This window comes from Stenotrophomonas sp. NLF4-10 (assembly GCF_022359915.1).
GTDB classification, from domain to species: Bacteria; Pseudomonadota; Gammaproteobacteria; order Xanthomonadales; family Xanthomonadaceae; genus Stenotrophomonas; species Stenotrophomonas daejeonensis.
In genome coordinates this window covers 3,519,164-3,545,815 of record NZ_JAKSEE010000003.1, presented here as the reverse complement: position 1 = coordinate 3,545,815, position 26,652 = coordinate 3,519,164, and the positions used below count along the sequence as shown (strand labels likewise).

General features: G+C 68.2%; 21 protein-coding genes and 1 tRNA gene. 10 read left to right on the top strand and 12 right to left on the bottom strand.

Annotation, left to right across the window (positions count from 1 at the left end; genetic code table 11):
• Window positions 1–114 precede the first annotated feature (114 nt).
• The 6 genes from MIC98_RS16750 to MIC98_RS16725 all read right to left on the bottom strand — a co-directional run bounded on the left by MIC98_RS16750 (window position 115) and on the right by MIC98_RS16725 (window position 7,519).
• Complete coding sequence (locus tag MIC98_RS16750; protein WP_239737948.1) at window positions 115–2,622, bottom strand: DNA topoisomerase I; 2,508 nt, start codon at window positions 2,620–2,622, stop codon at window positions 115–117.
• A gap of 189 nt (window positions 2,623–2,811) precedes the next feature.
• Complete coding sequence (locus MIC98_RS16745) at window positions 2,812–3,723, bottom strand: RDD family protein (RefSeq protein ID WP_239737947.1); 912 nt, start codon at window positions 3,721–3,723, stop codon at window positions 2,812–2,814.
• Between the two features lie 40 nt (window positions 3,724–3,763).
• Entirely contained in the window at window positions 3,764–4,483 is a 720-nt protein-coding gene (locus MIC98_RS16740) for a pilin (protein WP_239737946.1), read from the bottom strand.
• A 171-nt stretch (window positions 4,484–4,654) separates the two neighbouring features.
• Complete coding sequence (locus MIC98_RS16735; protein WP_239737945.1) at window positions 4,655–5,128, bottom strand: DUF494 family protein; 474 nt, start codon at window positions 5,126–5,128, stop codon at window positions 4,655–4,657.
• A 42-nt stretch (window positions 5,129–5,170) separates the two neighbouring features.
• Window positions 5,171–6,304, bottom strand: coding sequence for a DNA-processing protein DprA (gene dprA, locus MIC98_RS16730; RefSeq protein WP_239737944.1), 1,134 nt, complete (start codon window positions 6,302–6,304; stop codon window positions 5,171–5,173).
• Window positions 6,305–6,382: 78 nt separating this feature from the next.
• Window positions 6,383–7,519: a LysM peptidoglycan-binding domain-containing protein gene (locus tag MIC98_RS16725; protein WP_239737943.1), complete on the bottom strand. Its 1,137-nt coding sequence runs from the start codon at window positions 7,517–7,519 to the stop codon at window positions 6,383–6,385.
• 134 nt (window positions 7,520–7,653) lie between these two features.
• Between MIC98_RS16725 and def the strand changes: the two genes are divergently transcribed.
• From def to MIC98_RS16705, 4 genes are all read left to right on the top strand, one after another.
• Window positions 7,654–8,169 carry a peptide deformylase gene (def, locus tag MIC98_RS16720; protein WP_239737942.1) on the top strand — a complete coding sequence of 172 codons (516 nt, stop codon included), beginning with the start codon at window positions 7,654–7,656 and terminating at the stop codon, window positions 8,167–8,169.
• A gap of 176 nt (window positions 8,170–8,345) precedes the next feature.
• Window positions 8,346–9,269, top strand: a complete 924-nt coding sequence (gene fmt, locus MIC98_RS16715) for a methionyl-tRNA formyltransferase (RefSeq protein WP_239737941.1) — start codon at window positions 8,346–8,348, stop codon at window positions 9,267–9,269.
• A 4-nt stretch (window positions 9,270–9,273) separates the two neighbouring features.
• On the top strand, window positions 9,274–10,611 hold the full coding sequence (gene rsmB / locus MIC98_RS16710; protein WP_239737940.1) for a 16S rRNA (cytosine(967)-C(5))-methyltransferase RsmB: 1,338 nt from the start codon (window positions 9,274–9,276) through the stop codon (window positions 10,609–10,611).
• Window positions 10,612–10,764: 153 nt separating this feature from the next.
• Entirely contained in the window at window positions 10,765–12,084 is a 1,320-nt protein-coding gene (locus MIC98_RS16705) for an O-antigen ligase family protein (RefSeq protein WP_239737939.1), read from the top strand.
• On the opposite strand, the gene MIC98_RS16700 is transcribed toward MIC98_RS16705, so the two are convergent.
• Window positions 12,023–12,835, bottom strand: coding sequence for a glycosyltransferase family 2 protein (locus MIC98_RS16700; RefSeq protein WP_239737938.1), 813 nt, complete (start codon window positions 12,833–12,835; stop codon window positions 12,023–12,025). The genes MIC98_RS16705 and MIC98_RS16700 overlap by 62 nt on opposite strands.
• A 103-nt stretch (window positions 12,836–12,938) precedes the next feature.
• Between MIC98_RS16700 and MIC98_RS16695 the strand changes: the two genes are divergently transcribed.
• A complete protein-coding gene (locus MIC98_RS16695; protein WP_239737937.1) occupies window positions 12,939–13,970 on the top strand; it encodes a CDP-glycerol glycerophosphotransferase family protein in 1,032 nt (343 codons plus the stop codon).
• A gap of 135 nt (window positions 13,971–14,105) precedes the next feature.
• Here MIC98_RS16695 and MIC98_RS16690 read toward each other — a convergent pair whose 3' ends face one another.
• The 4 genes from MIC98_RS16690 to MIC98_RS16675 all read right to left on the bottom strand — a co-directional run bounded on the left by MIC98_RS16690 (window position 14,106) and on the right by MIC98_RS16675 (window position 18,610).
• Window positions 14,106–15,611, bottom strand: a complete 1,506-nt coding sequence (locus MIC98_RS16690; protein ID WP_239737936.1) for a PH domain-containing protein — start codon at window positions 15,609–15,611, stop codon at window positions 14,106–14,108.
• Entirely contained in the window at window positions 15,608–16,105 is a 498-nt protein-coding gene (locus MIC98_RS16685; RefSeq protein WP_239737935.1) for a PH domain-containing protein, read from the bottom strand. Before MIC98_RS16685 ends, MIC98_RS16690 begins: the two co-directional genes overlap by 4 nt.
• Before the next feature lie 386 nt (window positions 16,106–16,491).
• Window positions 16,492–17,616, bottom strand: coding sequence for a GTP cyclohydrolase II RibA (gene ribA, locus MIC98_RS16680; RefSeq protein ID WP_239737934.1), 1,125 nt, complete (start codon window positions 17,614–17,616; stop codon window positions 16,492–16,494).
• A gap of 73 nt (window positions 17,617–17,689) precedes the next feature.
• On the bottom strand, window positions 17,690–18,610 hold the full coding sequence (locus MIC98_RS16675) for a lauroyl acyltransferase (protein WP_345772168.1): 921 nt from the start codon (window positions 18,608–18,610) through the stop codon (window positions 17,690–17,692).
• A 63-nt stretch (window positions 18,611–18,673) separates the two neighbouring features.
• Between MIC98_RS16675 and dtd the strand changes: the two genes are divergently transcribed.
• The 5 genes from dtd to MIC98_RS16650 all read left to right on the top strand — a co-directional run bounded on the left by dtd (window position 18,674) and on the right by MIC98_RS16650 (window position 25,073).
• Window positions 18,674–19,120, top strand: a complete 447-nt coding sequence (gene dtd, locus MIC98_RS16670) for a D-aminoacyl-tRNA deacylase (RefSeq protein ID WP_239737932.1) — start codon at window positions 18,674–18,676, stop codon at window positions 19,118–19,120.
• Window positions 19,121–19,233: 113 nt separating this feature from the next.
• On the top strand, window positions 19,234–21,090 hold the full coding sequence (rpoD, locus tag MIC98_RS16665) for an RNA polymerase sigma factor RpoD (protein ID WP_057641257.1): 1,857 nt from the start codon (window positions 19,234–19,236) through the stop codon (window positions 21,088–21,090).
• A gap of 148 nt (window positions 21,091–21,238) precedes the next feature.
• The gene (locus MIC98_RS16660; RefSeq protein WP_239737931.1) at window positions 21,239–23,572 is read left to right on the top strand and encodes a GH92 family glycosyl hydrolase; all 2,334 of its coding nucleotides are present in this window, start codon (window positions 21,239–21,241) and stop codon (window positions 23,570–23,572) included.
• A 66-nt stretch (window positions 23,573–23,638) separates the two neighbouring features.
• A tRNA-Ile gene (locus MIC98_RS16655) sits at window positions 23,639–23,714 on the top strand.
• 180 nt (window positions 23,715–23,894) lie between these two features.
• On the top strand, window positions 23,895–25,073 hold the full coding sequence (locus MIC98_RS16650) for an integrase arm-type DNA-binding domain-containing protein (protein WP_054659492.1): 1,179 nt from the start codon (window positions 23,895–23,897) through the stop codon (window positions 25,071–25,073).
• Between the two features lie 160 nt (window positions 25,074–25,233).
• Here the strand turns inward: MIC98_RS16650 and MIC98_RS16645 are convergent, their stop codons facing one another.
• Entirely contained in the window at window positions 25,234–26,163 is a 930-nt protein-coding gene (locus MIC98_RS16645; protein ID WP_275584519.1) for a DUF3800 domain-containing protein, read from the bottom strand.
• Between the last annotated feature and the right edge of the window lie 489 nt (window positions 26,164–26,652).

Genomic DNA, 26,652 nt, shown 5'->3' with positions numbered 1-26,652 from the left:
GCACGCTGAGCGGACGCGCAGGCGTGGATGGAGCGCAAATGGACAGGCCGCCCGGTGGGCGGCCTGCTGCGGGAGTACCGATTATCCTCCCGCCGGCATGGCGGTGGGCTGCCCTCAGAACGGCGGCGCGTCGTCAGCCGCTGCTGCTTTCTTCTTCACCACGGTCTTCTTCGCGGCGACTTTCCTGGTTGCGGTCGTCGCGGTCTTGGTGGCCGCCTTCTTCACCACTTTCTTCGCCGGCGCCTTTTTCGCAGCGGCCTTCTTCGGTGCCGCTTCTTTCTTCACCGCGGCCTTCTTGGCGGCCGCCTTCTTCGCGCCGAAGCCCTTGCGCGCCGGCTTGCCGGTCTCGGCCATCAGTTGCTGCACTTCGGCCAGGGTCAGCGAGGCGGGCTCGCGGTCCTTGGGAATCTTGCCGTTGAGGGTGCCGTCGCTGATGTACGGGCCGAAGCGGCCATTGAGCACCTGGATGTCCGAGCCCTCGAACTCCTTGATGATGCGGTTGCGTGCGATCTCTTCCTTCTCCTCGATCAGGAAGATGGCGCGTGCCAGGTCGATCTTGTACGGGTCGTCCTCCTTCTTCAGCGAGGCATAGGTGCTGCCGCGCTTGGTGAACGGGCCGAAGCGGCCGATGCCCACGCTCACTTCCTCGCCGTTGGCGTCGGCGCCGAGCTTGCGCGGCATGTCGAACAGCTTCAGCGCGTCGTCCAGCGAGATCGAATAGATGCTCTGGCCCGGCTGCAGCGAGGCGAACTTGGGTTTCTCCTCGTCCTCGACAGTGCCGATCTGCACCATCGGGCCGAAGCGGCCGATGCGCGCGCTGACTTCCTTGCCGCTCTTCGGGTCAACGCCAAGCACGCGTGCGCTACCGGCGTCGGTGCGGTCCAGCGATTCGCTCTTGTCGCTGACCAGCTCCTTGAACGGGCCCCAGAACCGCTGCATCAGCGGCACCCATTCCTCCTCGCCGCGCGACACTGCGTCCAGCTCGTCCTCGAGCCTGGCGGTGAAGTCGTAGTCGACGTAGCGGGTGAAGTGGCTGGACAGGAACTTGCTCACCGCGCGGCCGACGTCGGTGGGCTTGAAGCTGCGGCCCTCCATCTCGGTGTACTTGCGGAACAGCAGGGTCTGGATGATCGAGGCGTAGGTGGAGGGGCGGCCGATGCCGTATTCCTCCAGCGCCTTGACCAGCGCCGCTTCAGTGAAGCGCGGCGGCGGCTGGGTGAAGTGCTGCTCGGCGGCGATGCGCTCCAGCGGCACGTTGTCGCCGGGCTTCATCGCCGGCAGCTTGCGGCCTTCGTCCTCGTCTTCCGCATTCTTGTTGTCCTTGCCTTCCTCGTAGACGGCCAGGAAGCCGGGCACCACCACGGTAGTGCCGCTGGCGCGGAACACGTGCTCGCTGCCGGCGGACAGGTCCACGCTGACGGTGTTGAGCGTGGCCGGGATCATCTGGCAGGCCACCGCGCGCTTCCAGATCAGTTCGTACAGCTTGCGCTCGTCGTCGCTGAGGAACTGCGCCACCTGCGCCGGCGTGCGCAGCGCCGAGGTCGGGCGCACCGCTTCGTGCGCTTCCTGCGCGTTCTTGCTCTTGGTGGTGTAGGTGTTGGGCTTGTCCGGCAGCGAGGCGGTGCCGTAGTCGCGGGCGATCACGTCGCGGATCTCGATCAGCGCGTCCTGCGACAGGTTCACCGAGTCGGTACGCATGTACGAGATCAGGCCGACCGTGCCCTCGTCGCCGATGGCCACGCCCTCGTACAGCTTCTGCGCCACCTGCATGGTCTTGCGGGTAGTGAAGCCGAGCTTGCGCGAGGCTTCCTGCTGCAGGGTGGAGGTGGTGAACGGCGGCGCCGGGCGGCGCTTGCGCTCCTTGCTGGCCACGTCGGTGACGTGCAGCCGGCCCTGCGCGGCCTGCTGGATGCGCAGCCGCGCGGCCTCGGCGGTGTCGCCGTCGGTGATGGTGAACTGCTCGAACTTCTGCCCGTCAAGCTTGATCAGCTTGGCCGAGAAATGCTGCGTCGGATGCGCGCAGGCGGCCTCGATCGACCAGTATTCGCGTGCCTTGAACGCCTCGATCTCTTCCTCGCGCTCGACGATCATGCGCAGCGCCGGGCTCTGCACGCGGCCGGCGGACAGGCCGCGCTGCACCTTGCGCCACAGTACCGGCGACAGGTTGAAGCCGACCAGATAGTCCAGCGCGCGGCGCGCCTGCTGCGCGTCGACGAGGTCGGCGGCGATGGCACGCGGCTGGTTCATCGCTTCCTTGATCGCGCGCGGGGTGATCTCGGTGAACACCACCCGCTGCATCGGCTTGTCCTTCAGCAGCCCGCGTTCCTTCAGGATCTCGGCGATGTGCCAGCTGATCGCCTCGCCTTCGCGGTCCGGGTCGGTCGCCAGGAAGATGTCGTCGGCACCCTTGGCCGCCTTGGCGATGGCCTCGACGTGCTTCTCGTTCTTCTCGATCAGGTCGTAGCGCATCGCGAAGCCGTGGTCGGGATCGACCGCGCCTTCCTTCGGCACCAGGTCGCGCACATGCCCATACGAGGCCAGGACGGTGAAGTCCTTGCCGAGGTATTTGTTGATCGTCTTGGCCTTGGCCGGCGATTCGACGATGAGCAGGTGCTTGGGCATGTCGTTGCTTTCTTGGGGCGGGGGTGCCCCGGTGGGGCGCTAGGGTGGCGCAAACGCGCCCGTTAGTGAAGCCGATTCGGCCGTGATGGATATGCCGACGCCCGGGCAGGTGCCCGGGCGTTCAGCTTTCTTCCTTTTCTAGAGGAATCATGCCGGGGTGGGCGCTGTCAAGCACCCGCGGCCGGCGCCTCAGCGGCCGTGGCTGGCGAGGATGCCGAACAGGGCCACGATGCCGATGATGCCGACCAGCATCAGCAGGCCGAAGATCGACAGCACCACGATGGTCACCGTGCCCAGCCCGCGCTGCTGCCATTCCGGGTGATTGGTGAAGGCCCACCGGTCCACCACCAGGGTGTCGCAGATCATGTCGTGCACGCCCTGCTTGCGCTCGGTGAAGGCCACCATCAGGCCGGCGATGAACATGCCCAGGCCGCAGGTGACCAGGGTAAACAGGATCAGGGCGATGTAGCGCAGGAAGCTGCGCCAGAAGCTCAGGCGCTCGCCGTTGCCGCGCACCACCTTGATGCCCACCGCCATCTTGCCGAGGCTGGCCATGCTGCTGGACGACTGCATCCAGCCGAAATACAGCGCCGGCACCAGGATACTGATGGAGTACTGGGTCACCATGAAGCCGATCGACACGCCGGCGCCGGCCAGCTCGGACTGCGCCAGCGCGCTCATGCTCAGGCCGAACACCAGGAACAGCGGGATCAGCAGCGCATACGAGGCCACGGCGGTGACGATGCTGTCGATGCACGAGGCGGCAAAGCGCCGCCACAGCCCGGCGTGGACGATTTCCCCGCCCTGTACCGCCGAACTCCGTTCCTCCAGCGTGGCCGCCGACGCGGCATAGGGAGTGTAGGTGGCGGTACCGTTCTCGATGGCGGTGTAGTCCGCGCGCAGGTCGATGCCGGTATTGGCCTGCACCAGCAACTGCAGCTCGTCGGCCATCGCCGAAAGCGGCTTCCATTCCATCATGCCCTCGCACCAGACCAGCGTGGACAGGTCCAGTTCCCCGCTTCGGAACTTGTCGCGGATGACGCCCGCGTCCACCGGGCCGTGCCGCTCGCGCCGGGCATCGGCGTAGTACCACTCGCTCATCTCTTGGTTTTCCCCGGAAAGAATTGATTTGTGCCCGGCATCAGCCGCGGCAACCCGTGGGCAGGAACTTGTCTGCCACGTCGGAGCTGCATTGCCACGTGCCGGTGTCGCTATCGTAGTCGAGCCAGATCGCCTTGCCATCGAGCGCGTCGCGGCCGGGGACGTGCAGGCGCGCCTCGATGCCGCAATGCCCGTTCCCGAAACGGCCGACGCGCACCGAGGCCACCTCGCCGGCGGCCAGCGCTTCCGGTTCGCCGAAGCCGTCGTCGCCATTGACCGGGCAGCGGCCGTGGGCCTGCGCGAAGGCCGCCACTTCGGCCTGCAACGGCAACAGCTGGCCGTAGGCGATGGCGGTTTTCGAGCGCTGCACGTACTCGGCATAGGCCGGCACCGCGATGGCCGCGAGGATGCCGGCGATGGCGACCAGCACCACGCCGATCACCGCGACGACGATGCCGACGATGGCGCAGCCGGACAGGCCCGGTTTGGCAGGGGGCGTGGATATGACCGGGGCGGCCGGGGGCAGGTGCTGCACCGGCGGCGGCAATGGCGGCGCGGCGGGGCCGGCGGAAGACGGCGTGGCCTCGTCCAGCCCCAGCTCGGCGGCGAAGTTGCGCAGCGGCTGCCAGTCGCCGGCACCTTCGCGCCAGACCAGGGTATCGCCGACGATGCGGTCGGAACGGAACAGTTCGACGATGTTTTCGGCAGGCAGCGGGCCGCGGCGTTCGCGGTTGTCGTCGGCGTAAAACCACTGGCTCACGGGGGATTCCTTTGGTGTCAGTGCCGGGTTTTCCCTTCTCCCTTCGGGAGAAGGTGCCCCGAAGGGGCGGATGAGGGTACGAGCGAAGCCTCAAGGAGTTGGGTGCTGCGAGGCTTCGCCCGCACCCTCACCCCAACCCCTCTCCCGGTGAGAGAGGGGCTTCAGGTTGTTTCAGTGCAGGGGTTCGGGTTCGTCGACGAACATCTGGGTTTCCATCCAGGCGTAGGCGGCTTCCGCGCCGGGCTGGTTGAACAGCACCATCAAGACCACCCACTTCAGGTCGTCCAGGTCCAGCTCGTCCTGGTCCAGCGCCATCGCCCGGTCCAGCACCAGCTCACGCTGGTCGGCGTCGAGGATGCCCTGCTGTTCGAGGAACAGCAGGAAGCCGCGGCATTCCACGTCCAGCTTGTCCAGCTCGGCGCCGTGGAAGATGCGCACCGGCCCGGCGACATGTGGCCGGGCCACGGCCGGGCGTTGTTCGGCCAGGGCGTCGAGCCAGTCGAAGGCCTTGTTGATCTCGGTCGGGCTGAAGCCGGCCTGGATCAGCCCGGTCTGCAGGGAATCGCGGTCGCGGACCGGGTCGGCATCCTCGCTGAAATAGTGTTCGAACAGGTACAGCAGGACGTCCAGGATGCTCTCTTTCATTGCCCTCGGCCTGCGCCAACGGCGCTGTGGAGGTGAAGAACCTCAGATACGGGTATAGCGGCCGTGGGCGGCCGATACCTTACCTTCCAGTTCCATGACCAGCAGCATGGAGGACAGGCTGGCGGCCGTCAATCCGGTGCGTTCGATCAATGAATCCATACCGGTTGGGTCGTGACCCAGCGCTTGCCACAAGCGCTGGTAGTCCGGGTCCGGTGGGGGTGGGGCCGGAAGCGGTGCTTCCGGGTCGCTTTGGATGGGGGCGTGCAACCGCTTTTGCAAGGCGCCGGCCAGTTCCCCGGCCAGGTTGGCCACGTCGTCGAGAACGTCCCCGGTGCCTGTCACCAGCGTTGCACCATCGCGGATCAGGCGGTGGCAGCCGCGTGCCATCGGGTTGTGGATGGAGCCGGGCACGGCGAACACCTCGCGCCCGGCCTCGGCGGCGAGCCGGGCGGTGATCAGCGCGCCGGACCGCTCGGCGGCCTCGATCACCAGCGTGCCCAGCGTCAACGCGGCCAGCAGCCGGTTGCGCGCGGGGAACTGGCCGCTGCGCGGTGGCGTGCCCGGCGGGTATTCGCTGACCACCGCACCGTTGGCGGCCACCTGCTCCTGCAGCGGCCGGTGGTGGCGTGGGTAGGCGATGTCCGGGCCGGTGCCGATCACCGCGAAGGTGCCGCCGTCGCCGGTCAGGGCGGTCTGGTGGGCGATGGCGTCCACGCCGGCGGCCAGACCGCTGCCGATGGTGATGCCGGCGGCGGCCAGCGCGGCGGCGAATTCGCGCGCGTTGTCGCGGCCACCGGCGCTGGGGTTGCGGCTGCCGACCACCGCAACCGCCGGCCGCCACAGGCGGGTCGGGTCGCCATCGACGAACAGCGCCGGTGGCGGATTGGGGCTGTCGCGCAACAGGGGGGGATAGTCGGGATCGTGCCAGCCCAGCAGGTGGTGGCGCGGGTGCTGCAGCCAGCATTGCGCCCGTTCCAGCGCGGCGGCGTCGGGCGTGGCGAGGGCGCGGCATTGGCCGGGCGTGCAGCCGGCTTCGCGCCATGCGGTGGCAGTAGCCGAAAGGGCATGGGTGGCGTCGCCGCATTGGTCGAGCAACGTGCGCAACGGCCGCAGCGGGCCGCCGGACAGGGCCAGCACCAGCAATGCATCGGTGTCGCCGGGGACGAGGGAAGCCATCGGCCGATGCTGGCGTGGATACGACGACGGCGCCCTGGGGCGCCGTCGTGATGCTGCGTGGGGTTTTGCCGCGACGCCTTACTGCGCGTCGGGATGCTTGAGCTTGTAACCAACGCGGGCCGGCTTGGTGCCTTCCATCACCAGCGCGTAGCTGACCTTGTCGAAGGTGCGGAACACCATCGCGTGGGCAGCGTATTCGTCCGGCATCGCCACGCGGCCGGCGCCATGCTTGAGGGCGTCGTCGGCGCGCGAGCTGGCCATGCCGGCGACCTGGTCGTTGACGTGGCGGCCGCTGCGCCAGATGGAGAACACGGTGCCGTTGTCGATGCCGTCGCGGGCGCCGGCGGAGATGGCGATGACGTCGCGAGGGCCGCCGGAGGTGAAGGTGTCGGTCACCGCCAGCACGCGGATGTCGCCGTCGGCAAGCGTGGTGTTCGGCGCGTGCGGGATGAACTGCAGGTCGTAGGGCTGGGCCTGCACCGGCACCAGCCGGTCGCCGGCGCGCACCTCGCGGCCGCTGTCCTCCAGCAGCAGGGTGGCGACCCCGGCCTCGCCCGCGGCCACGTGGGTCACGCTGCCGAGGTTGACCTGGGCCAGTTCGTAGCCGAGCAGTTCGCTGCGGTCGCTGCTGGCGACGTAGCTCTTCCACAGGTTGCCGCTGAACCGGGTGGCGTCGCCGCGGGCGTCGAGGTCGTCGCTGGGCTTGGGCTGGCCGTAGCGCACGGTCGGGCGCACCACCATGTAGCGCTGGCCGGGCTGGGTGTCGGGCAACCCACGCACGTAGGCCTGCTGGCCGGCGCTGGCGCGCAGGCGGCTGTCTTCCAGGCTGACCACGTAGGGCAGCTCCTTGAAGCTGTCGACGATGTTCAGGTTCTTCAGGAACGGTTCAACCGCCGACAGCGGCACCGCATTGATCGGTGCGTCCTGGCGCGGGCCCGGCTCGACCTGCCCCTGCGGCGTCACCCGATCGAGGTAGGCCAGGCTCAGGACGTCGCCCGGATAGATCAGGTGCGGGTTCTGGACCTGCGGGTTGGCCTGCCATATTTCCGGCCAAAGCCACGGCTTCTTCAGGAAACGGGCGGCGATGTCCCACAGCGTGTCACCCTTCTTGACCACGTAGGTCTCGGGATGGGTGCCATTGGCTTCCACCGCCACGGCATAGGTCGTGACGGTCAGCAACGCGACGGCGGCGACCGTACGGAGTTGTTTCAGCATGATTGCGATCTGCCTGATTCCCCAACAGGTTCGCGCACTATAGTGCAGAACCCGGGGCGCCGGGCAAGCGCAGGCGCTAGAATTGGGACGTCCTGCCGAATTGCACGGCACAACCCCCATATCGGTAGCCCTTCATGGCCCTTTTGCCCATTCTCGAATTCCCCGACCCGCGCCTGCGTACCAAGGCCGCGCCGGTCGATGCCGCCGAGGTGACCACCCCGGCCTTCCAGCAACTGCTCGACGACATGTTCCAGACCATGTACGACGCGCCGGGCATCGGCCTGGCCGCCAGCCAGGTGGACGTGCACAAGCGCTTCATGGTCATCGACGTCAGCGAGGAGCACGATGCGCCGCAGGTGTTCATCAACCCGCGCATCGTCAACGCCAGCGAAGGCGGCCGCGTCTACCAGGAGGGTTGCCTGTCGGTGCCCGGCATCTTCGCCGACGTGACCCGCGCCGATGCCATCGTCGTGCGCTTCCTCGACCGCACGGGCACCGAGCAGGAACTGGCGGCCGATGGCCTGCTGGCCACCTGCATCCAGCACGAGATGGACCACCTGGACGGCAAGCTGTTCATCGACTACCTGTCCCCGCTCAAGCGCGAGATGGTGCGCAAGAAGCTGGCCAAGCAGCGCAAGCACGTGGCCTGACCGCCGGGAACGGGGAATCGGGGAACAGGGAATGATGTTTCCCTGAGCCCGGTCGGCCGCTGCGGTTCCCCATAGCCATTGGTTGCGCGCGACCGGGGGCGTCCGCGCCGTACCGTGGCGGCCCACGTGCACTTTCATTCCCCGTTCCCTGTTCCCCCATTCCCCGATCCATCACCATGAAAATCGTCTTCGCCGGTACGCCGGAATTCGCCGTTGCCTCGTTGGGCGCGGCCGCCCGCCAGCACGAGGTGGTGGCCGTCTACACCCAGCCCGACCGCCCGGCCGGCCGTGGCCGCGGGCTGATGCCCTCGCCGGTCAAGCTCGACGCGATCGCCCGCGGCATCCCGGTGTTCCAGCCGGAAACATTGAAGACGCCCGAGGCGCAGCAGCAACTGCGCGATTTGCAACCGGACCTGATGGTGGTGGTGGCCTATGGCCTGATCCTGCCGAAGGCGGTGTTGGCCATTCCCACCCACGGCTGCTGGAACGTGCATGCCTCGCTGCTGCCGCGCTGGCGCGGCGCGGCGCCGATCCAGCGCGCGATCGAAGCCGGCGATGCCGAAACCGGCGTCTGCCTGATGCAGATGGAGGCCGGCCTCGATACCGGCCCGGTGCTGCTGAGCCAGCGCACGCCGATTGCCGATACCGATACTGGCGGGCTGCTGCATGACCGCCTCGCGGCGCTGGGCGCGCAGGTGCTGTCCGACGGTCTGGGCCTGCTGCGCGCCGGGTTGAAGCCGGTGGCGCACCCGCAGCCGGCCGAAGGGGTCACCTACGCGCACAAGCTGGACAAGGCCGAGGCCAAGCTGGACTGGGCGCAGGATGCCACCGCACTGGCGCGCAAGGTGCGCGCCTTCAACCCGTGGCCGGTGGCCGAAGCCATGCTGGCCGGCGAGCGCGTGCGCATCCACGGCGCGGTGGCCCTCGACGACAACCGCGGCAAGGCGCCGGGCACGGTGCTCGGTGCTTCGCGCGACGGCATCGACATCGCCTGCGGGCAGGGCGCGCTACGCCTGCGCGTGGTGCAGCGCGAGGGCGGCAAGGCGATCACCGCCGCCGACTACCTCAACGCACGCCGCGACCTGCAGGCCGGGAGCTGAGCGCATGGCGGGAACAGCAACCGGCCCCCGGGATGGCGGCGCCGCCCGCGTGCCCGGCGTGCAGACGCGGATGCTGGCGGCGAAGGTGCTGGCCGCGGTCGTCGGTCGTGGGCGTTCGCTGAAGGCCGAACTCGCGGCTACCCTGCCGAAACTGGCCGACAGCCGCGACCGTGCGCTGCTCGAAGCCATCTGCTTCGCCGCCCTGCGCCGCCGCAACGTCTACGAGCAGGCGCTGCAGCGCTGGTTGCAGAAGCCGCTGGGGTCGCGCGATGCCGACCTGATGGGCCTGCTGCTGGCCGGCTTTGCCCAGCTCGACGCGCTGGCGCTGCCGGCGCATGCGGCGTTGTCGGCCACGGTCGAGGCAGCGCGCGCGCTGGGCCGCGAGCGGCAGGCCGGGCTGGTCAACGCGGTACTGCGCCGTGCCCAGCGCGAAGGCTTTCCCCCCGCACGCGCCGAGGACGCGTGGCCGCAGTGGCTGCTGCGGCAGGTGCGACAGGACTGGCCGCAGCAGGCCGACGACGTCCTTGCCGCCAGCCTGCAGCCGGCGCCGCTGTGGCTGCGGGTCAACCGCCAGCGGTATTCGCGCGATGCCTATCTGCAGTTGCTGCGCGAAGCGGACATCGCCGCCGAGGCTTCGCCGCTGGCCGCCGACGCCATCCGGCTGCAGGTGCCGGTGGCGGTGAACGGCCTGCCGGGCTTCGCGCAGGGCGCGGTGTCGGTGCAGGACCTGTCCGCGCAGCAGGTGGCCGACGCGCTGGCGCCGGCGGCTGGCGCGCACGTGCTGGATGCCTGCGCGGCGCCCGGCGGCAAGTCGGCGCACCTGCTCGAACGCGACCCGACGCTGCGCCTGCTGGCGCTGGACGTGGATGCGCGGCGCCTGCAGCGCATCGGCGAAACCTTCGCGCGCACCGGCGTGGGCGCCCATGCCCGGGTGCAGGCCGCCGACGCCGCCGATACCGCCGCATGGTGGGATGGCGAACCGTTCGACGCGGTGCTGCTGGACGCGCCGTGCTCGGCCACCGGCATCGTCCGCCGCCAGCCCGACGTGCTGCTGCACCGCCGCGCCGCGGACATCGATGCGCTGGTGGCGCTGCAGGCACGCCTGCTGGATGCGCTGTGGCAGGTGCTGCGCCCGGGTGGCGTGCTGCTGTATTCGACCTGCTCGATCCTGCGCCGCGAGAACCAGCAGCAGGTGGCGGCGTTCCTCGCGCGGACGCCGGATGCGCGCATCGACGCCCTGCCGGAAGCCTTCGGCCATGATGACGCGGGAAGCCGGCAGCGGCTCCCCGGCGAGCAGGATGGCGACGGGTTCTTCCAGGCGAGGTTGTTGAAGCGGCACTGAGCCTGCCGCGCTGCAGGTGGTTTTCATGGTGTTCGGCGGTGGGTTGGCGGTCAGGCTCCTGTCCGCATGCCCGCTATCATTTCGGCCTTGATGCCGGGGAAAGGACGGCCCGCCGTGAGGGACGGTTCACCGCGCAGGAGTCAATGCGTACCAATGAGTCTGCTCCCGCCACCGCCCATTGTTCCCGACGCCCCCGGCCGGCGTTGGCGGCTGCTGCACCTGATCGCGACATCGGCGCTGTTCCTGTTGCCGGCCCTCGTGCTCAGCCTGCCCGCGAACCTGCTGCCGTTCGGCCTGCTGCTGGTGGTCACCAGCCTGTTCGGGATCGACTACCTGTGGCATGCCCGCCTGCCGGTGAAACCCGTCGTGCGCCTGCTGCTGGGGTTGGCGGTGGTGGTCGTGGCGCTGGGCATGGTGTCGGCCTGGGGCAGTGACCGCTCCGTGCGCGAGGTGGACAAGGTCTCCCGCTTCCTGGTCATGCCGTGGGCGGCGCTGTGGGTATGTGCGTTGCGACCATCCAGGCAGGCCTTGTGGTGGGGAGCGTGGGCAGGGTTGTTCGCCACACTGGCGATAGCGGTGGCCCAGGTGGTCGGTGGCCAGGCGCGTGCCGAGGCGTGGACCAATGCCATCGTGCTGGCCGACGTCTCGCTGGTGCTGATGGTCCTGCTGGTGTTCTGCCGTACGCCCGGCCGTTGGGGCTGGATCGTGGCCGGCATGGCCGCAGGAGGCTGCGTGATCCTGCTCAGCGGCAGCCGTGGCGCATGGCCGGCGATGCTGGCGTTGCTGCTGGCGCTGGTGTTCTCGTTGCGCTGGGGTCGGGGGCACGTCCGCCTGGCGATGCTGTCGGGCCTGGTGCTGGCCGCCGCCGTGCTGTTGCTGGCGGTACCCGGGCTGCGCGAGCAGACCCGGCTGGACGAGCTGCACAGCGATGTCCAGCGGCTGGAACGGGGAGACATGAATTCCTCGGCCGGTGCCCGCCTGGAACTGCTGAACGTGGCCTGGGATACCTTCCGCGAACGGCCGTGGACCGGGATCGGCATTGGCCATTTCGACAAGGCCATGCAGCGCCTGCCCGATTGCATGCGGCGGGTGAGCGGAAGCGAATCACGCTGCCATCTGGGGCATGCCCACAATGATGTCGCCGAGTGGGCGTCCACCCAGGGCATCCCCGGCCTGCTGTTGCTGCTGGCGGTGTATGGCCTGCCGTTGTGGCTGTTCGTCCGCCTGCACCGGCGCAGCGGCGAGGACGGCTTCCGTGGCCCGGCCGCGGCCGGGGTGATGCTGGTGGTCGCCTATGCGCTGTGCGGCCTGACCCAGTCGATGTTCGCCCACCAGATCACCACGGCCACGTACGCCACGCTGGTGGGGGTGTTGTGCGGCCTGTCGCTGGTCGAGGCCGCCGGGCGCAGGCTCAGGACTGAGTGCGCGGCGGGTCGGCCAGGGGCTGCCCGTTCTGCAGCAACCACAGCATGATGGTTTTCTGCCGCACGTAGTTGGCGCTGACGAAGGCTTCGATCAGTCCCGGCCAGCCGTCCAGGAAGCCGCGCTTGAATACGTAGCTGCGGAAGAAGCGCCAGGCGGGCGCCGCGACCAGCTTGCCCAGGCTGGCGCGCTTGCCGCGGCTGAACTCGTATTCGGCCATCATCCTCGCGTATTTCTGCTTCTTGTCCAGCAATTGCAGGAAGCTGCGGTAGGGATGGTGCAGCAGGTCGCCCGGGAGCAGGGCGACCGGGCCATCCACCGTCACCGCCTCGTGTATCTCGCGGTCGCCGTGCCAGCCGCCGTGGCGGCGGTCGAACAGCCGCAGCACGCGGTCGGGGTAGGCGGTGCCGTGGCGCAGGAAGCGGCCGAAGTATTCCGAGCAGCGTGCGAAGCGGTAGCCGTTGCCGCGCGCGAAACCGGCACGGCGTTCGGCCTCGATGGCCGCGCGGAGCGTGGCGTCGATGCGTTCGTCCGCGTCCAGACACAGGACCCAGTCGTGGCTGGCCTGCGCCACGCAGAACGCCTTCTGGCTGCGGAAGCCATCGAAGGTGCGCTGCAGCACGCGCGCGCCGGCCGCTTCGGCGATGGCCACCGTGGCATCGCTGGAAAATGAGTCCACCACCACGATCTCGTCGCAGAATGCCAGCGAGGCCAGGCAGTCGCCGATCCGGTCGGCTTCGTTGAAGGCGATGATGCAGGCCGACAGGCGCGCGGGGGACGGCGAAGCGGACGGGCTCGGCATGAGGTGGTGGAATGGCGGCAACCGGGAGCAAAGCCTAGCAGCGACGTGCCGCACGGGCGATGCGATAATCGGCGTGTATCCGGGATATCCAGGGAGCCGCCACGTGCCACGCCACTATCTGCTGTATGGGTCCGAGCGCTATGCGCTGGCCATCCTGCGCCCGTTGCAGGCGGCGATCCGTGCGCGTGGCGACGAGGCGGCGTGGTTCTTCGATGGCCCCGGCGCGGAAGACCTCGCCGCCGACGAGACCCTACTCAGCGTGCAGCAGGTACGCGACTGGAACCCCTGCGCGGTGATCACCTCGTCGAACGCGGTGCCGCATTTCTTCCCGGGCGTGAAGGTGGAGACCTTCCACGGTTTCGATGCGGGCAAGCCGCGCCACATCTACATCCGCGGTTTCTTCGACCTGTACTGCACCACCGGGCCGCGCGATACCGCCGCGTTCACGGCGTTGTCGGAGAAGCTGGGGCACTTCTCGGTGGTCGAAACCGGGTTCCCGAAGATCGACCCGTTCATGAGCCAGCTGCACGATGAGCCGGAGCCGGTCCGCGAGCCGCCGGTGATCCTGTACCACTCCACGTTCTCGCCCTCGTGGAGCGCGGCCGGCATCCTGCATGACGAGATCCAGCGCCTGTCGCGGACCGGCGAGTGGCGCTGGATCGTCACCTTCCACCCGAAGATGGACCCGGAGATGGTGGCCAGGTACCGCGCGCTGGAAAACGACTACCTGCGCTTCGCCGACGACGACAACATCCTGGACCTGTTCCCGCAGGTCGACATGATGTGCTCGGATACCTCCTCGGCGCTCAACGAGTTCCTGCTGACCTACAAGCCGGTCGTCACCTTCAAGAACCGCCGCCCGGGCCCGCAGTTGATCGACATCGACGACCCGGCGCAGTTCGAGGGTGCCATCCGCACCGCCCTGTCGCGGCCGCCGGAACTGATGGCCGCGGTGCGCCGGTTCGCCGACCAGCTGCACCCGTACCGCGACGGCAGGTCCAGCGAACGCATCCTGCAGGCCATCGACGATTTCATCGCCGCCGGCGCGCGCAACCGCAAGCCCAAGCCGATGAACCTGTGGCGCAAGCTCAAGATCCGCAGGCGCATCGGCTATTGGGGCCCGGCGCGGCGCTGAAGGCGGGCCGCTATGCCCTCGATGCTTCGTGCCTGCATGCCGCCGTCGGGTACGTAGCCCCGACCTACTGGCTGGTCACGGGGACGGCCCCGTGCCGGGCAAGCCCGGCAGCTACGCCGCGGTGGTGGCGTTCGCTCACCAGCGCAACCGCCGCCGCGCCATCTCCTTGCCGAGCCGTTCCATCAGTTCGCGCGCCTGCGCTTCTTCGAGGAAGCGCAGCCGCAGCGGCTGCGCGCCGAAGGCGCCGGCGGTATCGAGGGTGAGCGTGGCGGTGCCGAAGCGGTGGTCCAGCGGTGAACGGTCCAGCCGCAGCGCCTGCAGCTTGTCCAGTTCGGCGATGCGCCACCAGCGGCTCCACCAGCCGCCGCGCACCGCCACCCGTCGCGCATCGATGCTGTAGGCCATGCGCGTGACCTGGCGGTGCGCGTTGAACAGCGACCACGGCAGCCACAGCAGCGGCAGCAGGCCCCAGCCGCCGAAACGCAGGCAGGCGAGGGTCGTCGCCACGCCGGTGACGAACAGCGCGGGCAGGCACAGTCGCCACCAGCCGCGGGTGGATACCGCCTGCCAGTGCGTCGGCGGCCACTGCACGCCGGGCAGCAGCTGTTGCAGCAGCGCATCGCAGGACGCCGGCGGTGCCAGCGGCACCAGTTCCTTCAGCGCCCGCCCGTCCTGCTCCCCGGTGCCGCCGCCGGCGATGTCCACGCGCAGCTGGCGACGCCGGAACAACCGGTGCAGCAGGCCTTCGCGCAGCGTCCAGGCCTGGATGCGGCGCCGGGCGACGCTGCTGCGCAAGCGGGTGAGCAGGCCGCGCTCCACGGTCAGGCGCCGCTCCTGCTCGCTCAGGCGGAAGCCGTGGTACTGCACGATCGCCAGCGCGATGGACAACAGCCGCATCAGCACCAGTGCGAGCAGCAGCAGGAGCAGGCCGCCGGCAAGCAGCGTCGGCGTAGCCAGCTGCAGTCCGCTGGCGTAGCCGAAGGCCTGGCGGCCCTGTTCGCGGATGAAGTCCTCGACCAGCTCGCGCGGGAACATCTGCCAGGCGGCGCCGACCAGCGCGGCCATCACCACCATCGCACGGTTGGAAATCAGCCCCTGCCGCACCAGCTCGGGCAACGGCAGCGTCAGCAGCACTTCGCTGGCCGGTTCGGCCGGGGCCTCGCCTGTGGCCGTGGCATGGCTGCCGTGGCGGATCAGCCGTTCCAGTTCCAGCGCCTGTTGCAGCCGCAGCACCCGCATCTCCGCCTCGGGCTTGCTGCCGGCCGCCGATTCCAGGCGCAGTTCGGCCACGCCGAACAGGCGGTGCAGCAGGTTCTGGTGGACGACGACGTTGTGGATGCGCGCGAACGGGATTTCGCGCCGGGTGCGTTCGAGGACGCCGCTGCGGATGACCAGCGCGTCGCGGCCGATGCGGTACCGGTAGGTCAGGTATTGCAGCAGCGCGCTGGCGACCAGTGCCACCACCACCGCCAGCGTGACCAGTTGGAATGGCCATTGGCCGTCCTCGCGGCGGCTGCCGAAGAACAGCAGCGCCACCAGCGGCAGCAGGAACTGCTGCACCTGCTGCTGCAACGCGAACAGCCACGACCACGGGTGCAGCCGCTGCTCCTGTCCTTCCGCCGGTGGCCCGGGGTGGTTCACAGCGCGTCGTCGTGGTCGAGCTGGCGTGCGAGCCGGTCGCGCAGGCGTTCGGCGTCGGCCTGTTCCAGCCCGGCGATGGCCACGGTGTTCATGCGGGTGCCGGCGGTATGCACGACCAGCGTCGCCAGCCCGGCGGCGCGTTGCAGCGGGCCGCGGCGCAGGTCCAGGTGCTGTACGCGCGATACCGGGACATGGCTTTCGCTGTGCCACAGGTGGCCGCGGCGCACGGCCAGCGCCTGCGCGTCCAGCTGCCAGAACGTGCGCCGGTGCCGGCGCCAGCCGAACCATGCGCCAATCAGGGCACCGACGGCGATGCCGGCAAGAATGGCCAGCAACGCCTGCGGAAGCCGCAGCACCAGCATCAGCAGGGCGCAGGCCATGCCCAGCATCAGCGCCATGCCCAGTCCGCTGCCGGCGGCGGCGAACAACGCGCCGCGCGCCGGCAGCGGTTGCCAGGGGGCGTCGGGGGGGGGCGGGAGTTCGGGTGGGTGCATGGGGCTGCGGGAGGAACGAGTGGGGAGGAACGAGGAACGAGTAGAAGCGGGTTCGCGGCGTGAAGCAACCGCAATCAAAAAGGTTGTTCGCCCGATGGCGGGGAGCCGCTTCGCGCGATGCCAAGGGTGTGCCATCTCTTGTAGAGCGGGGCTTGCCCCGCTGAGGCTCAGCCGGGAATGCCTCAGCGGGGCAAGCCCCGCTCTACGGAACATCTGCGTGCCTGCCCCGCAATCGGGCGAACCATCAGAATGCCACCATCAAGCAGGAGCCCATCATTCCCGCGAAGGTGAAAACGAAGGATTCGGGAAAAGGCGACGAACAAAGGCGGCCGACGCTTGCGGCAATCGCTGTTGCCTTTGCTCGTTCCTCTCCACTCGTTCCTGCCTCACTGCGCGGCCATGATCAGCGCGTCCACGTCCAGGTGGTGGCCGGCGCGCGTGGCCTTGGTGCGCAGGTAGTGCTCGTTTTCGGCGGTGATCTCGCCGGTCACCGGCACGCAGCCGAGCACCTCGATGCCGGCGTTGCGCAGGTGCTGCACCTTGGTCGGGTTGTTGGTCAGCAACTGGATGCGCTGCACACCGAGCGCGCGCAGCATCGCCACCGCGCTGCCGTAGCGGCGCTCGTCGGCGCCGAAGCCGAGCTGGGCGTCGGCGTCGATGGTGTCCAGGCCCTCGTGCTGGTAGCCGTAGGCGCGCATCTTGGCGGCGATGCCGGTGCCGCGGCCTTCCTGGTCCAGGTACAGCAGGATGCCGCCGCCCAGTTCCTTGAGCGTGCGCAGGCCGCGCCGCAGCTGGTCGCCGCAGTCGCACTTGAGCGAGCCGAACAGGTCGCCGGTCAGGCACGAGGAATGCACGCGCACCGGCACGGCGCCGGCCATGTCCGGGGTGCCGACGATCACCGCCACCTGGTCGCGCTGGGCCACGCCGCCGCGGAACACGGCGAACTCGGTCATGCCGATGTCGCGCAGCGGCACCGGCGAGCGGGTGACCAGCTCGTAGTCCTGCCCGGCCTGGGTGGCGCCGCTGCGCAGGTCGGCCAGCGCCAGTTGCAGGCAGCCGTCGAACGGCGTCGCGCCGGCCGGCAGTTCCACCGATATCAGCGCGGGCAGCAGTAGGCCCAGGCGCGCGATTTCGGTGGCGGCGTCGTCGAGGTCGTCGCCTTCGTGCAGGCCGTCCTGCGGTGCGGTCGCGTCGCGCAGCCATGCCAGGGCCGGCAGTTGCGCGAAGTCGTGCCCGGCCAGCGCGATGCGGATGCCGTGCGCGGTATCCAGCCCCAGCGTGCGGGCACGCGGGGCGGTCAGGAACAGGTAGTGCCGCCCATCGGCCGCCGCGGCGAAGGCGGCGTAGCCGGCCGGGGAAGCGCTGTCCAGCGCCAGCGTGGCCAGCCGCCGTTGGCCGCCGGTGACCACCACCGGCCGCCCGGCGCGCAGCTCGGCGGCGGCGCGCTCGCAGCGGATGGCAGCGGTTTCGCCGAAGGTGCGGGAGGCTTGGGAGGGGAGCGAGGCGTTCATCGTGAACCTGATGGGGGCCGCCGGCCGGGGATTCAATCGCCGTGGCGGGTGGAACGGTGTGTGGCGCGCGGGCTCAGTGCGGATGCCGCGCGGTGGCGTAGGGGTTGGCTTCGCCGCTGCCGGGTGGGCGCAGGCTGTAGCGCTTGTAGGTCCATTGGTACTGCGCCGGGTCGCGCCGGGCGATGCGCTCGACGCCGGTATTGAGGGCCGTGGCGGCGGTTTGCGGGTCGGGGTCGGCGATCCGTTTCGGCGCCGGCTCCACGTGCAGGGCGAACTGCAGGCCGGGTCCGGTGCGTTCGCACCAGGCGCAGAGCACGGTGGCGCCGGTGCGCTCGGCCAGCCGGTTGACCAGGGTCATGGTCAGCGCCTGCACGCCGAAGAACGGCACGAACACGCCGTCGCCGTTCTTCGGCTGCTGGTCGGGCAGGATGGCGACCGTGCCGCCGTCCTTGAGCACCTTGAACAGCTGCCGCACCGCCGCGCCTTCGGCGCGCACCTGGCGCACGTTGTCGCCGCCACGGGCCAGCTGCAGGAAGGCGTTGCCGGCGGGACTTTCGGGCGGGGCATAGACGAAGGCGAACGGCCCGCGCGAGGCCAGCCACTGGTTCAGCAGCTCCCAGTTGCCGTAGTGCGGGGCGACCACGATCACCCCCTTGCCGGAGGCCCGCGCCGCGTCGTACAGCGCCTGGCCGTGGCGCTCGCGCAGGTGGCGGGCAAGGTTGGCGGCGGGGGCGTGGGTCCACAGGTACAGCGTTTCCAGCGTTTGCCGGGCGGTGCTGCGCAGCACGTCGCGGTGCAGTCGCGCGCGCTGCGCGGCGGACAGTTCCGGGTAGGCCAGCTCCAGGTTGCGGCGGGTCACCCGGCTTTCCCTCGCGTCGATGCGCCGCCACAGCCATGCCGCGGCATCGGCCAAGGCGCGCAGCCACGACCACGGCAGGCCGGTCAGCGCGGCGGCAAGGCGATGATAGAGGCGGGCGGTGGTTTCAGGTTTCATCCGTGCAAGTCTAGCGGCTGCGCCCGGATGCCATGATGGGCGGCCCATCCCGCAGGAGTGTCCATGCTTGCCTTGATCCAGCGTGTTGCCCAGGCGTCGGTCAGTGTCGACGAGGCGGTGGTCGGGCAGATCGGCCCGGGCCTGCTGGCGCTGGTCGGGGTCGAACCGGGAGATGACGAGGCGGCGCTGGCGCGGATGGCCGAGCGTCTGCTCGGTTACCGGGTTTTCGCCGACGATGCCGGCAGGATGAACCTTTCCCTGCGCGATACCGGTGGTGGTCTGTTGCTGGTCAGCCAGTTCACGCTGGCCGCCGACACCCGCTCGGGCATGCGGCCCGGCTTCACCAGCGCGGCGGCACCGGCCGAGGCTGAACGGATTTTCAACCGATTGGTGGCGATCTGCCGTGAAAAACACACCGCAGAGGTGGAAACCGGCCGTTTCGGTGCCCATATGGTGGTCAGCCTGGTCAACGATGGCCCGGTCACCTTCCTGCTCAAGGCCGGCGCCTGAACCGCCGCCCGTCGACCGTGACGCCCGTGAAACCACCGCACGGCAGGCGTCCCGCAGCGCTGGTATAATAGTAGGTTCTCTTCCTTACCCCCTGCCGGTGGCGCGAGCACTACATGGCCAACGAACGTCCTGCCCAGCAATCCGATATCAAGCAACTGATCAGCAAGGGCCTGGAACAGGGCTACCTGACCTACGCCGAAGTCAACGACCACCTGCCCGACGACATGGTCGACCCGGAGCAGATCGAGGACATCATCGGCCTGATCACCGGCATGGGCATCGACGTCCATGAAGTGGCGCCCGATGCCGACACCCTGAGCCTGAGCGACGGCAACACCGGCAACCGCGAGGTGGACGACACCGCCGCCGAGGAAGCCGCCGCTGCACTTACCGCACTGGATACCGAGGGTGGCCGCACCACCGACCCGGTGCGCATGTACATGCGCGAGATGGGCACGGTCGAGCTGCTGACCCGCGAGGGCGAGATCGCCATCGCCAAGCGCATCGAGGAAGGCCTGGGCCGGGTGCAGGCCGCGCTCGGCACGTTCCCGCCGGCCGTCGAGTCGGTGCTGGCCGACTACGAGCTGCACAAGGAAGGCAAGAAGCGCCTGGCCGAAGTGATCGTCGGCTTCAACGACCTGGCCGAGGAAGTGCCGGCGCCGGCCGCCGCCGCCGACAGCGACGACAGCAGCGACGACGGCGATTCGGAGGCCGACGAGGACGAGGACGAGGACGGCGGCGAGGAGGATACCGGCCCGACCGGTCCGGACCCGGCCGAAGTCGCCAGCCGCATGGAACAGCTGGCCAGCGACCTGGCCAAGTTCAAGAAGGCCCACGCCAAGGGCGACGCCAAGGCGCAGGCCAAGCTGCGCGAAGAGCTGTCGGCCACCTTCGTCACCCTCAAGCTGCCGCTGCCGCTGACCGACGTGCTGGTGCGCCAGCTGCGCGACACGATGGCGCAGGTCAAGGCGCAGGAACGCCGCGTGCTGCACCTGGCCACGGTCACCGCACGCATGCCGCGCAAGGACTTCATCCGCTCCTGGGAAGGCAACCAGACCAACCTGGAATGGGTGGAGGACGCGATCAAGCGCAAGCAGAAGTGGTCCTCGGCGCTGCGTGACGTCAAGGAGCAGATCATCTCCGAGCAGCAGTCCACGCTGGACGTGGAGAAGGCCGCGCACCTGAGCCTGGACGAGCTGAAGGAAATCAGCCGCGTCATGGCCTACGGCGAAGCCAAGGCGCGCAAGGCCAAGAAGGAAATGGTCGAGGCCAACCTGCGCCTGGTGATCTCGATTGCCAAGAAGTACACCAACCGCGGCCTGCAGTTCCTCGACCTGATCCAGGAAGGCAACATCGGCCTGATGAAGGCGGTGGACAAGTTCGAATACCGCCGCGGCTACAAGTTCTCGACCTACGCGACGTGGTGGATCCGCCAGGCCATCACCCGCTCGATCGCCGACCAGGCGCGCACCATCCGCATCCCGGTGCACATGATCGAGACGATCAACAAGCTCAACCGCATTTCCCGGCAGATGCTCCAGCAGTACGGCCGCGAGGCCACGCCGGAGGAGCTGGCCAAGGAAATGGACATGCCCGAGGACAAGATCCGCAAGGTGATGAAGATCGCCAAGGAGCCGATCTCGATGGAAACCCCGATCGGCGACGACGAGGATTCGCATCTGGGCGACTTCATCGAGGACACCAACGTGGAGTCCCCGATCGACAACACCACCAACATCAACCTGTCCGAGACCGTGCGCGACGTGCTGGCCGGGCTGACCCCGCGGGAAGCCAAGGTGCTGCGCATGCGCTTCGGCATCGACATGAACACCGACCACACGCTGGAAGAAGTGGGCAAGCAGTTCGACGTCACCCGCGAGCGCATCCGCCAGATCGAGGCCAAGGCGCTGCGCAAGCTGCGCCACCCGAGCCGCTCCGAGCAGCTGCGCAGCTTCCTCGACATCGAGTGATCCACCCGACCCGCGCCCGTCGCGGGAGCGGCAGGAAAGGCCCCGCGCAAGCGGGGCTTTTCCGTTTATGGAAGGTCGTACCACCTTCGCGGCAGCGGCGGATGGTATTTTCGACGCCTGCATTGGATCGGTCCAAAAGGGGCGGGTGATGACGGTCGGACAGGCGAAGTGGGGGTTGGCGCTGGCGCTGCTGGCGGGCGCGGCGGTGGCGGGCGACGGTGCCGGCGAGCGCGCGGTGGCGGCGGTGGACCCGTTCATCGGCACCGGCGGCGAAGGCCACACCTACCCCGGGGCGACGGTGCCGCACGGCATGATCCAGCTCAGCCCCGACACCCAAATCAAGTCGCGCAAGGAAGGCTATGGCTGGGCGGCCGGCTACCGCCATGACGACCACACCATCGTCGGCTTCTCGCACACCCACTTCTCCGGCACCGGCCACTCCGACCTCGGCGACGTGCTGCTGATGCCGATCGCCGGCGAGGTGAAGTACGAACGCGGCGATGCCGACAGGCCCGGCAGCGGCTACACCTCGCGCTTCCGCCACGAGGACGAGAAAGCGGAGCCGGGCTACTACGCCGTCACCCTGGACGACTACGGCGTGCGTGCCGAGCTGACCGCCAGCGCGCGCGTGGGCATGCACCGCTATGCCTTCCCGCAAGGCCAGCCGGCGCACGTGCTGGTCGACCTGCGCACCAGCATGTACGACTACCCCGGCAAGGTCCTGTGGTCGCGCCTGCGGCTGCGCGCGGACGGCACCGTCACCGGCTACCGCCAAACTCGCGGCTGGGCGCCCGGCCGCCAGCTGTATTTCGCCATGCGCTTCTCGCGGCCGCTGGCCGGGCATGCCTTCCACGATACCGAGGCCGACGTCGCCTACCGCGGCTTCCCGCCGCCGGCGGAGAAGGACCCGGCCGCGCGCGCGCAGATCGAAGGCCGGCAACTCGTCGGCAGCTTCGATTTCGGCGATGGAGGGCGCGAGCCGCTGCTGGTGAAGGTGTCGATCTCCCCGGTCAGCGAGGACAACGCCATCGCCAACCTCGACGCCGAAGCGCCCGGCTGGGATTTCGACGGCATGCGCGCCACCGCCCGCACGCAGTGGGCGCAGGCGCTGGCGGCGGTGGACGTGGATGCGCCGGCGCCACTGCGCACCAGCTTCTACACCGCGCTGTACCACAGCATGCTCGGCCCGACCCTGTTCATGGACAGCGACGGCCACTACCGCGGCCCGGACAACGCCGTGCACCAGGCAAAGGGCTGGACCCACTATTCGACCTTCTCGCTGTGGGACACCTACCGCGCGCTGCATCCGCTGATGACTCTGCTGCAACCGCCGCAGCGCAGCAGCGACATGGTCAACTCGCTGCTGGCCGCGCGCCGCGAAAGCCCTTACGGCATCCTGCCGGTCTGGTCGTTCCACGGCCTGGAGACGTGGTGCATGATCGGCTACCACGGCGTGCCGGTGATCGCCGACGCCTACATGAAGGGCATCGGCGGCTTCGATGCCGGCGAGGCGCTGGAGGCGATGGTCGCCAGCGCCGACTACGGCCCCTACGACGGCATCGCCCAGTACCGTGAGCTGGGCTGGGTGCCGATCGACGAGGAAGGCGAGGCGGCGAGCAAGACGCTGGAATACGCCTACGACGACTGGAGCATCGCGCGCATGGCCGCGGCGATGGGGCGCGAGGACGTCGCCGCCGAGTTCGCCAGGCGCGCCGGCAACTGGAAGAACGCCTTCGACCCCGCCACCGGCTTCATGCGCGCACGCAAGCGCGACGGCGGCTTCCGCGAGCCGTTCGATCCCGATGCCAGCGGCTACGGCAGCGACTACACCGAGGGCAACGCCTGGCAGTACTCGTGGTACGTGCCGCAGGACGTGGCCGGGCTAGCCGCCGCGCACGGCGGCGCGGACAAGCTGCTGCAACGGCTCGACGACGTGTTTGATGCGCAGGTGGACCCGGCGGTGTTCGAGCACATGGAGGACATCACCGGCCTGATCGGCTGGTACGCCCACGGCAACGAACCCAGCCACCACGTCGCCTACCTCTATGCCTATGCCGGCCAGCCGTGGCGCACCCAGGCGCGGCTCAAGCGGATCATGGACACCCAGTACGCGCCGCGCCCCGACGGACTGGCCGGCAACGACGACCTCGGCCAGATGTCGGCGTGGTACGTGTTCACCGCGCTGGGCTTCTACCCGGTCACGCCGGGCAGCAACGAGTACGTCATCGGCCGCCCGTTCCTGCCGCGCGCCACCTTGAACCTGCCCAATGGCGAACGCTTCACCATCGTCGCCGACGGCCTCGACGACGCCCATCCCTACATCGGCGGCGCCACCCTCGACGGCAAGCCGCTGGAGCGCGCGTTCCTGCGCCACGAGGAGATCATGGCCGGCGGCGAACTGCGCTTCACCATGCAGGCCGAACCCAACCGCCAATGGGGCACCGATCCGCGGATGCGTCCCTATTCGCAGTCCACCCACTGACGCCGGCGCAAGGCCGGCGGTGTGGTCGCCCGCGCCGGCCTCCACTACACTTGCGCCCCTGCACGCGGGCCTATAGCTCAACGGTTAGAGCAGAGGACTCATAATCCTTTGGTTCCAGGTTCGAATCCTGGTGGGCCCACCATCTGCTGATCCGACCACGTCCAGATCAGTCCGAATATCCTAGCAAAGTGGCTGTGCTCCGTGGCTTTCGTGTCCGGCCGGGTCCGGTGGTGTGCACCCCCATCCGGCTGGAACGTGAGTAACGGTGCGAGTAAGATGGCCGGAAGGTCTTCGCTTACTCACATACCGGTTACTCACAGCCATGTTGACGGACACCAAGCTGCGCAGCCTCAAGCCCCAGGGCAAGGTCTATCGCGTCGCCGACGCCAATGGGCTGTGCGTCGAGGTGAGGCCTTCTGGAGCCAGGATCTGGCGTTATCGGTACCGGTTCGCCGGCAAGGCGAACATGCTGACCATCGGCGACTACCCGGCGGTTTCCCTGGCAGAAGCTCGCGCCGAGCGGGACAAGGCCCGGGCCCAGCTCAAGAAGGGCATGGACCCGGCTCTCGTGGTGAAGATCGAGCGGGCGGCACAGGAGGAAGAGGCCGGCAATACCTTTGGCGCGCTTGCTAAGGAACTGGTGGCGCAACGGGCCAAGAAGCTGACCCCCGGGTCAGTCGTACGGGAGCGCCGGATGCTGGAGCGCGACCTGGGAAGCATCGCTGATCTGCCCGTTCGGAGCGTGACTGCGCCAATCCTGCTGAAAGCCCTCCGGAAGATCGAGGCCCGTGGAGCGGTTGAGACGGCACATCGGGCTCGCGCCGCCGCGGGCATGGTCTTTCGCTATGCCATCGCCACCGGCCGTGCAGAGAACAACCCCGCCCTGAGTCTTGCCGGTGCGCTGACCCCTACGAAAACCAAGCACTTCTCCAGCCTGACGGAGCCGGGGGAGGTGGCGAAGCTTCTCAAGGCCATCTACGGCTACCAGGGGTCGCCGATCGTGTCCGCTGCGCTCAAGCTCTCGGCGCTCCTATTCGTCAGGCCGGGCGAGCTCCGTGCGGCGCGCTGGGAGGATATCGATCTGGATGCTGCTGAGTGGCGTTACATCACCAACAAGACCCAGACCCAGCACATCGTTCCTCTGGCTGGCCAGGTCGTCGAGCTCCTGGAGGATGTCCGGCCCTATGCAAGGAAAAGCCGGTACGTCTTTCCCAGCGTGCGCAGCATCCAGAAGCCAATCAGTGAGAACACGATCAACGCTGCTCTACGGAACCTCGGGTTCGATGGCGAGATGATGACTGCCCATGGATTTCGGGCCATGGCGCGAACCTTGCTGGACGAGGTGCTTGGGTTCAGGCCGGACTTCATCGAGCATCAGCTTGCCCATGCGGTGCGGGATCCGCTGGGGCGGGCGTACAACCGGACTACCCACCTGGGAGAGCGCAAGAAGATGATGCAGGCTTGGGCCAACTACCTGGACGAGCTAAGGCGTGGCACGTAGGCCTCGATCCATGGTTGAATTCATGCGTCGTCGCCAACTTTGCTCGGTGGGCGCGGATCTTGTCCGGTGCTTAGGCGGCCGCTTCCGACCCAAAGCGGACGTTAAACGAACTTCAGTCACAGGCTTGGCATGGGCCTGACGAGAAGAACAAGGTCTCGACCTAGCGCCCGAAAAGTCCGCGAAACCAGTTCTTGAATACACGAACCCGCTGCCAGCACATAAGAGCGCGGAAGTGAGCTTCGCGAGATGAAGTTGCCGGCGGTACGTAGCCTGCCGCCTGCAATCGCCGCGCCTCCTTCTTCATTCGCTGCCATTCGCCCTTCGATTTCAGGCCATCTACTCCGTCCATCAGTTCTGCCACTCCCTTGTAACTACTCGGGAGGACCATGTCGAGGTCACCGCAGTCGAGGTGAGCACCACTGCTAATGGGAGCGAGATCGTCAGATCCTTTGATCCATGAGCCGTGATCCTCATGTCTTCTGCGGAGGTGCCAGGCGAGCATGCCAGCAGCTTGAAGTGGAGCGAATGTTTTGTCGTCCTCGTATCTCGGTTTGCGCGCGATCAGTGCGCGTGCTTCTTTGGGAATGCTTTCCGCCATGTACTCAAAAAACAGATCAACCTCATCTTCGATTTCCGTCTGAGTGTCGAAGATGAACTCAATCTTGGTTGGAAGCTTATGTCTGGCGACGAACCGACAAACGGAGGAGACAATACCGAAGGTGCAGGAGAAATGTGCATTCCCTAGGCCCCGTGGGGCGATCGCCCTGAATGCCTCCCAATCAGCCGAACGACTCATTGAGTTATGAAAAGACATCGGCGCGAAGTGGTCGACGAGCGCCTTCAGGCGAGCTAGCTTTTGGCGGACCTCCTCGTGTGTCCAACCATAGAACTCCCCATCCCTGCTGTTTGCCTCACGCATCTTCAAGTAGTTAATGGGCTTCCCGGCCCGCAGTTCGGCCGCCCATGCGTCGGAAAACAATGCCCAGTTCTCGGCGGTAGAAACAAAGCCGGCCATGAACAACCTCCGGTCGCCCTTGTCGCTACCCGAGTCGTCAATCACAGCCTGGAGGCAAGTAAACGGTTCTCGCATTCCCAAAGCGTAGCCGTTGACGTCGCCAAGGGGCCACAGTCGAGGCCTCGAGTGCGGACCGGACGGCCATTATTATCGGGGCCATGAGTACAACCGACCCGACGGACCCTGACCTGCCTGGCGCTTCCCCAGGCCCCCAACGTTCCCCGACACCGCCCGGGGAAGGCGAACGACGAGCACAGCGTGGTTACACGCGGCAGTACGACGCCGCGGCCGCCGCCATTTATCACGGACTGGACCGCGGAGACCTACGCTGGATAGGCCTTGCAGATCGTTGTGCGGGAATCGCTGATGACGTCGTGTTGGGGTACGACGGTGATGTTGTGGGTCATCAGTTCAAGACTTCGCGAGACCCTGGAACCTTTCGCATCCGCACTCTACTTACGGGTGCGAATGGACTGCTACCCGGCTTGCTGGTCGCATGGGACGAACTCAGAGGCAGTTGTCCTGGACAGAACGTTCGCATCAGAGTGGTCGTGTCAGATGCGC

Bases quoted from the DNA above. Each gene is read 5' to 3' on its own strand.
- MIC98_RS16750 (WP_239737948.1), bottom strand. From the start codon at position 2,622: ATGCCCAAGCACCTGCTCATCGTCGAATCGCCGGCCAAGGCCAAGACG.
- MIC98_RS16745 (WP_239737947.1), bottom strand. From the start codon at position 3,723: ATGAGCGAGTGGTACTACGCCGATGCCCGGCGCGAGCGGCACGGCCCG.
- MIC98_RS16735 (WP_239737945.1), bottom strand. From the start codon at position 5,128: ATGAAAGAGAGCATCCTGGACGTCCTGCTGTACCTGTTCGAACACTAT.
- dprA (WP_239737944.1), bottom strand. From the start codon at position 6,304: ATGGCTTCCCTCGTCCCCGGCGACACCGATGCATTGCTGGTGCTGGCC.
- MIC98_RS16725 (WP_239737943.1), bottom strand. From the start codon at position 7,519: ATGCTGAAACAACTCCGTACGGTCGCCGCCGTCGCGTTGCTGACCGTC.
- def (WP_239737942.1), top strand. From the start codon at position 7,654: ATGGCCCTTTTGCCCATTCTCGAATTCCCCGACCCGCGCCTGCGTACC.
- fmt (WP_239737941.1), top strand. From the start codon at position 8,346: ATGAAAATCGTCTTCGCCGGTACGCCGGAATTCGCCGTTGCCTCGTTG.
- rsmB (WP_239737940.1), top strand. From the start codon at position 9,274: ATGGCGGGAACAGCAACCGGCCCCCGGGATGGCGGCGCCGCCCGCGTG.
- MIC98_RS16705 (WP_239737939.1), top strand. From the start codon at position 10,765: ATGAGTCTGCTCCCGCCACCGCCCATTGTTCCCGACGCCCCCGGCCGG.
- MIC98_RS16700 (WP_239737938.1), bottom strand. From the start codon at position 12,835: ATGCCGAGCCCGTCCGCTTCGCCGTCCCCCGCGCGCCTGTCGGCCTGC.
- MIC98_RS16685 (WP_239737935.1), bottom strand. From the start codon at position 16,105: ATGCACCCACCCGAACTCCCGCCCCCCCCCGACGCCCCCTGGCAACCG.
- ribA (WP_239737934.1), bottom strand. From the start codon at position 17,616: ATGAACGCCTCGCTCCCCTCCCAAGCCTCCCGCACCTTCGGCGAAACC.
- MIC98_RS16675 (WP_345772168.1), bottom strand. From the start codon at position 18,610: ATGAAACCTGAAACCACCGCCCGCCTCTATCATCGCCTTGCCGCCGCG.
- dtd (WP_239737932.1), top strand. From the start codon at position 18,674: ATGCTTGCCTTGATCCAGCGTGTTGCCCAGGCGTCGGTCAGTGTCGAC.
- rpoD (WP_057641257.1), top strand. From the start codon at position 19,234: ATGGCCAACGAACGTCCTGCCCAGCAATCCGATATCAAGCAACTGATC.
- MIC98_RS16660 (WP_239737931.1), top strand. From the start codon at position 21,239: ATGACGGTCGGACAGGCGAAGTGGGGGTTGGCGCTGGCGCTGCTGGCG.
- MIC98_RS16650 (WP_054659492.1), top strand. From the start codon at position 23,895: ATGTTGACGGACACCAAGCTGCGCAGCCTCAAGCCCCAGGGCAAGGTC.
- MIC98_RS16645 (WP_275584519.1), bottom strand. From the start codon at position 26,163: ATGCGAGAACCGTTTACTTGCCTCCAGGCTGTGATTGACGACTCGGGT.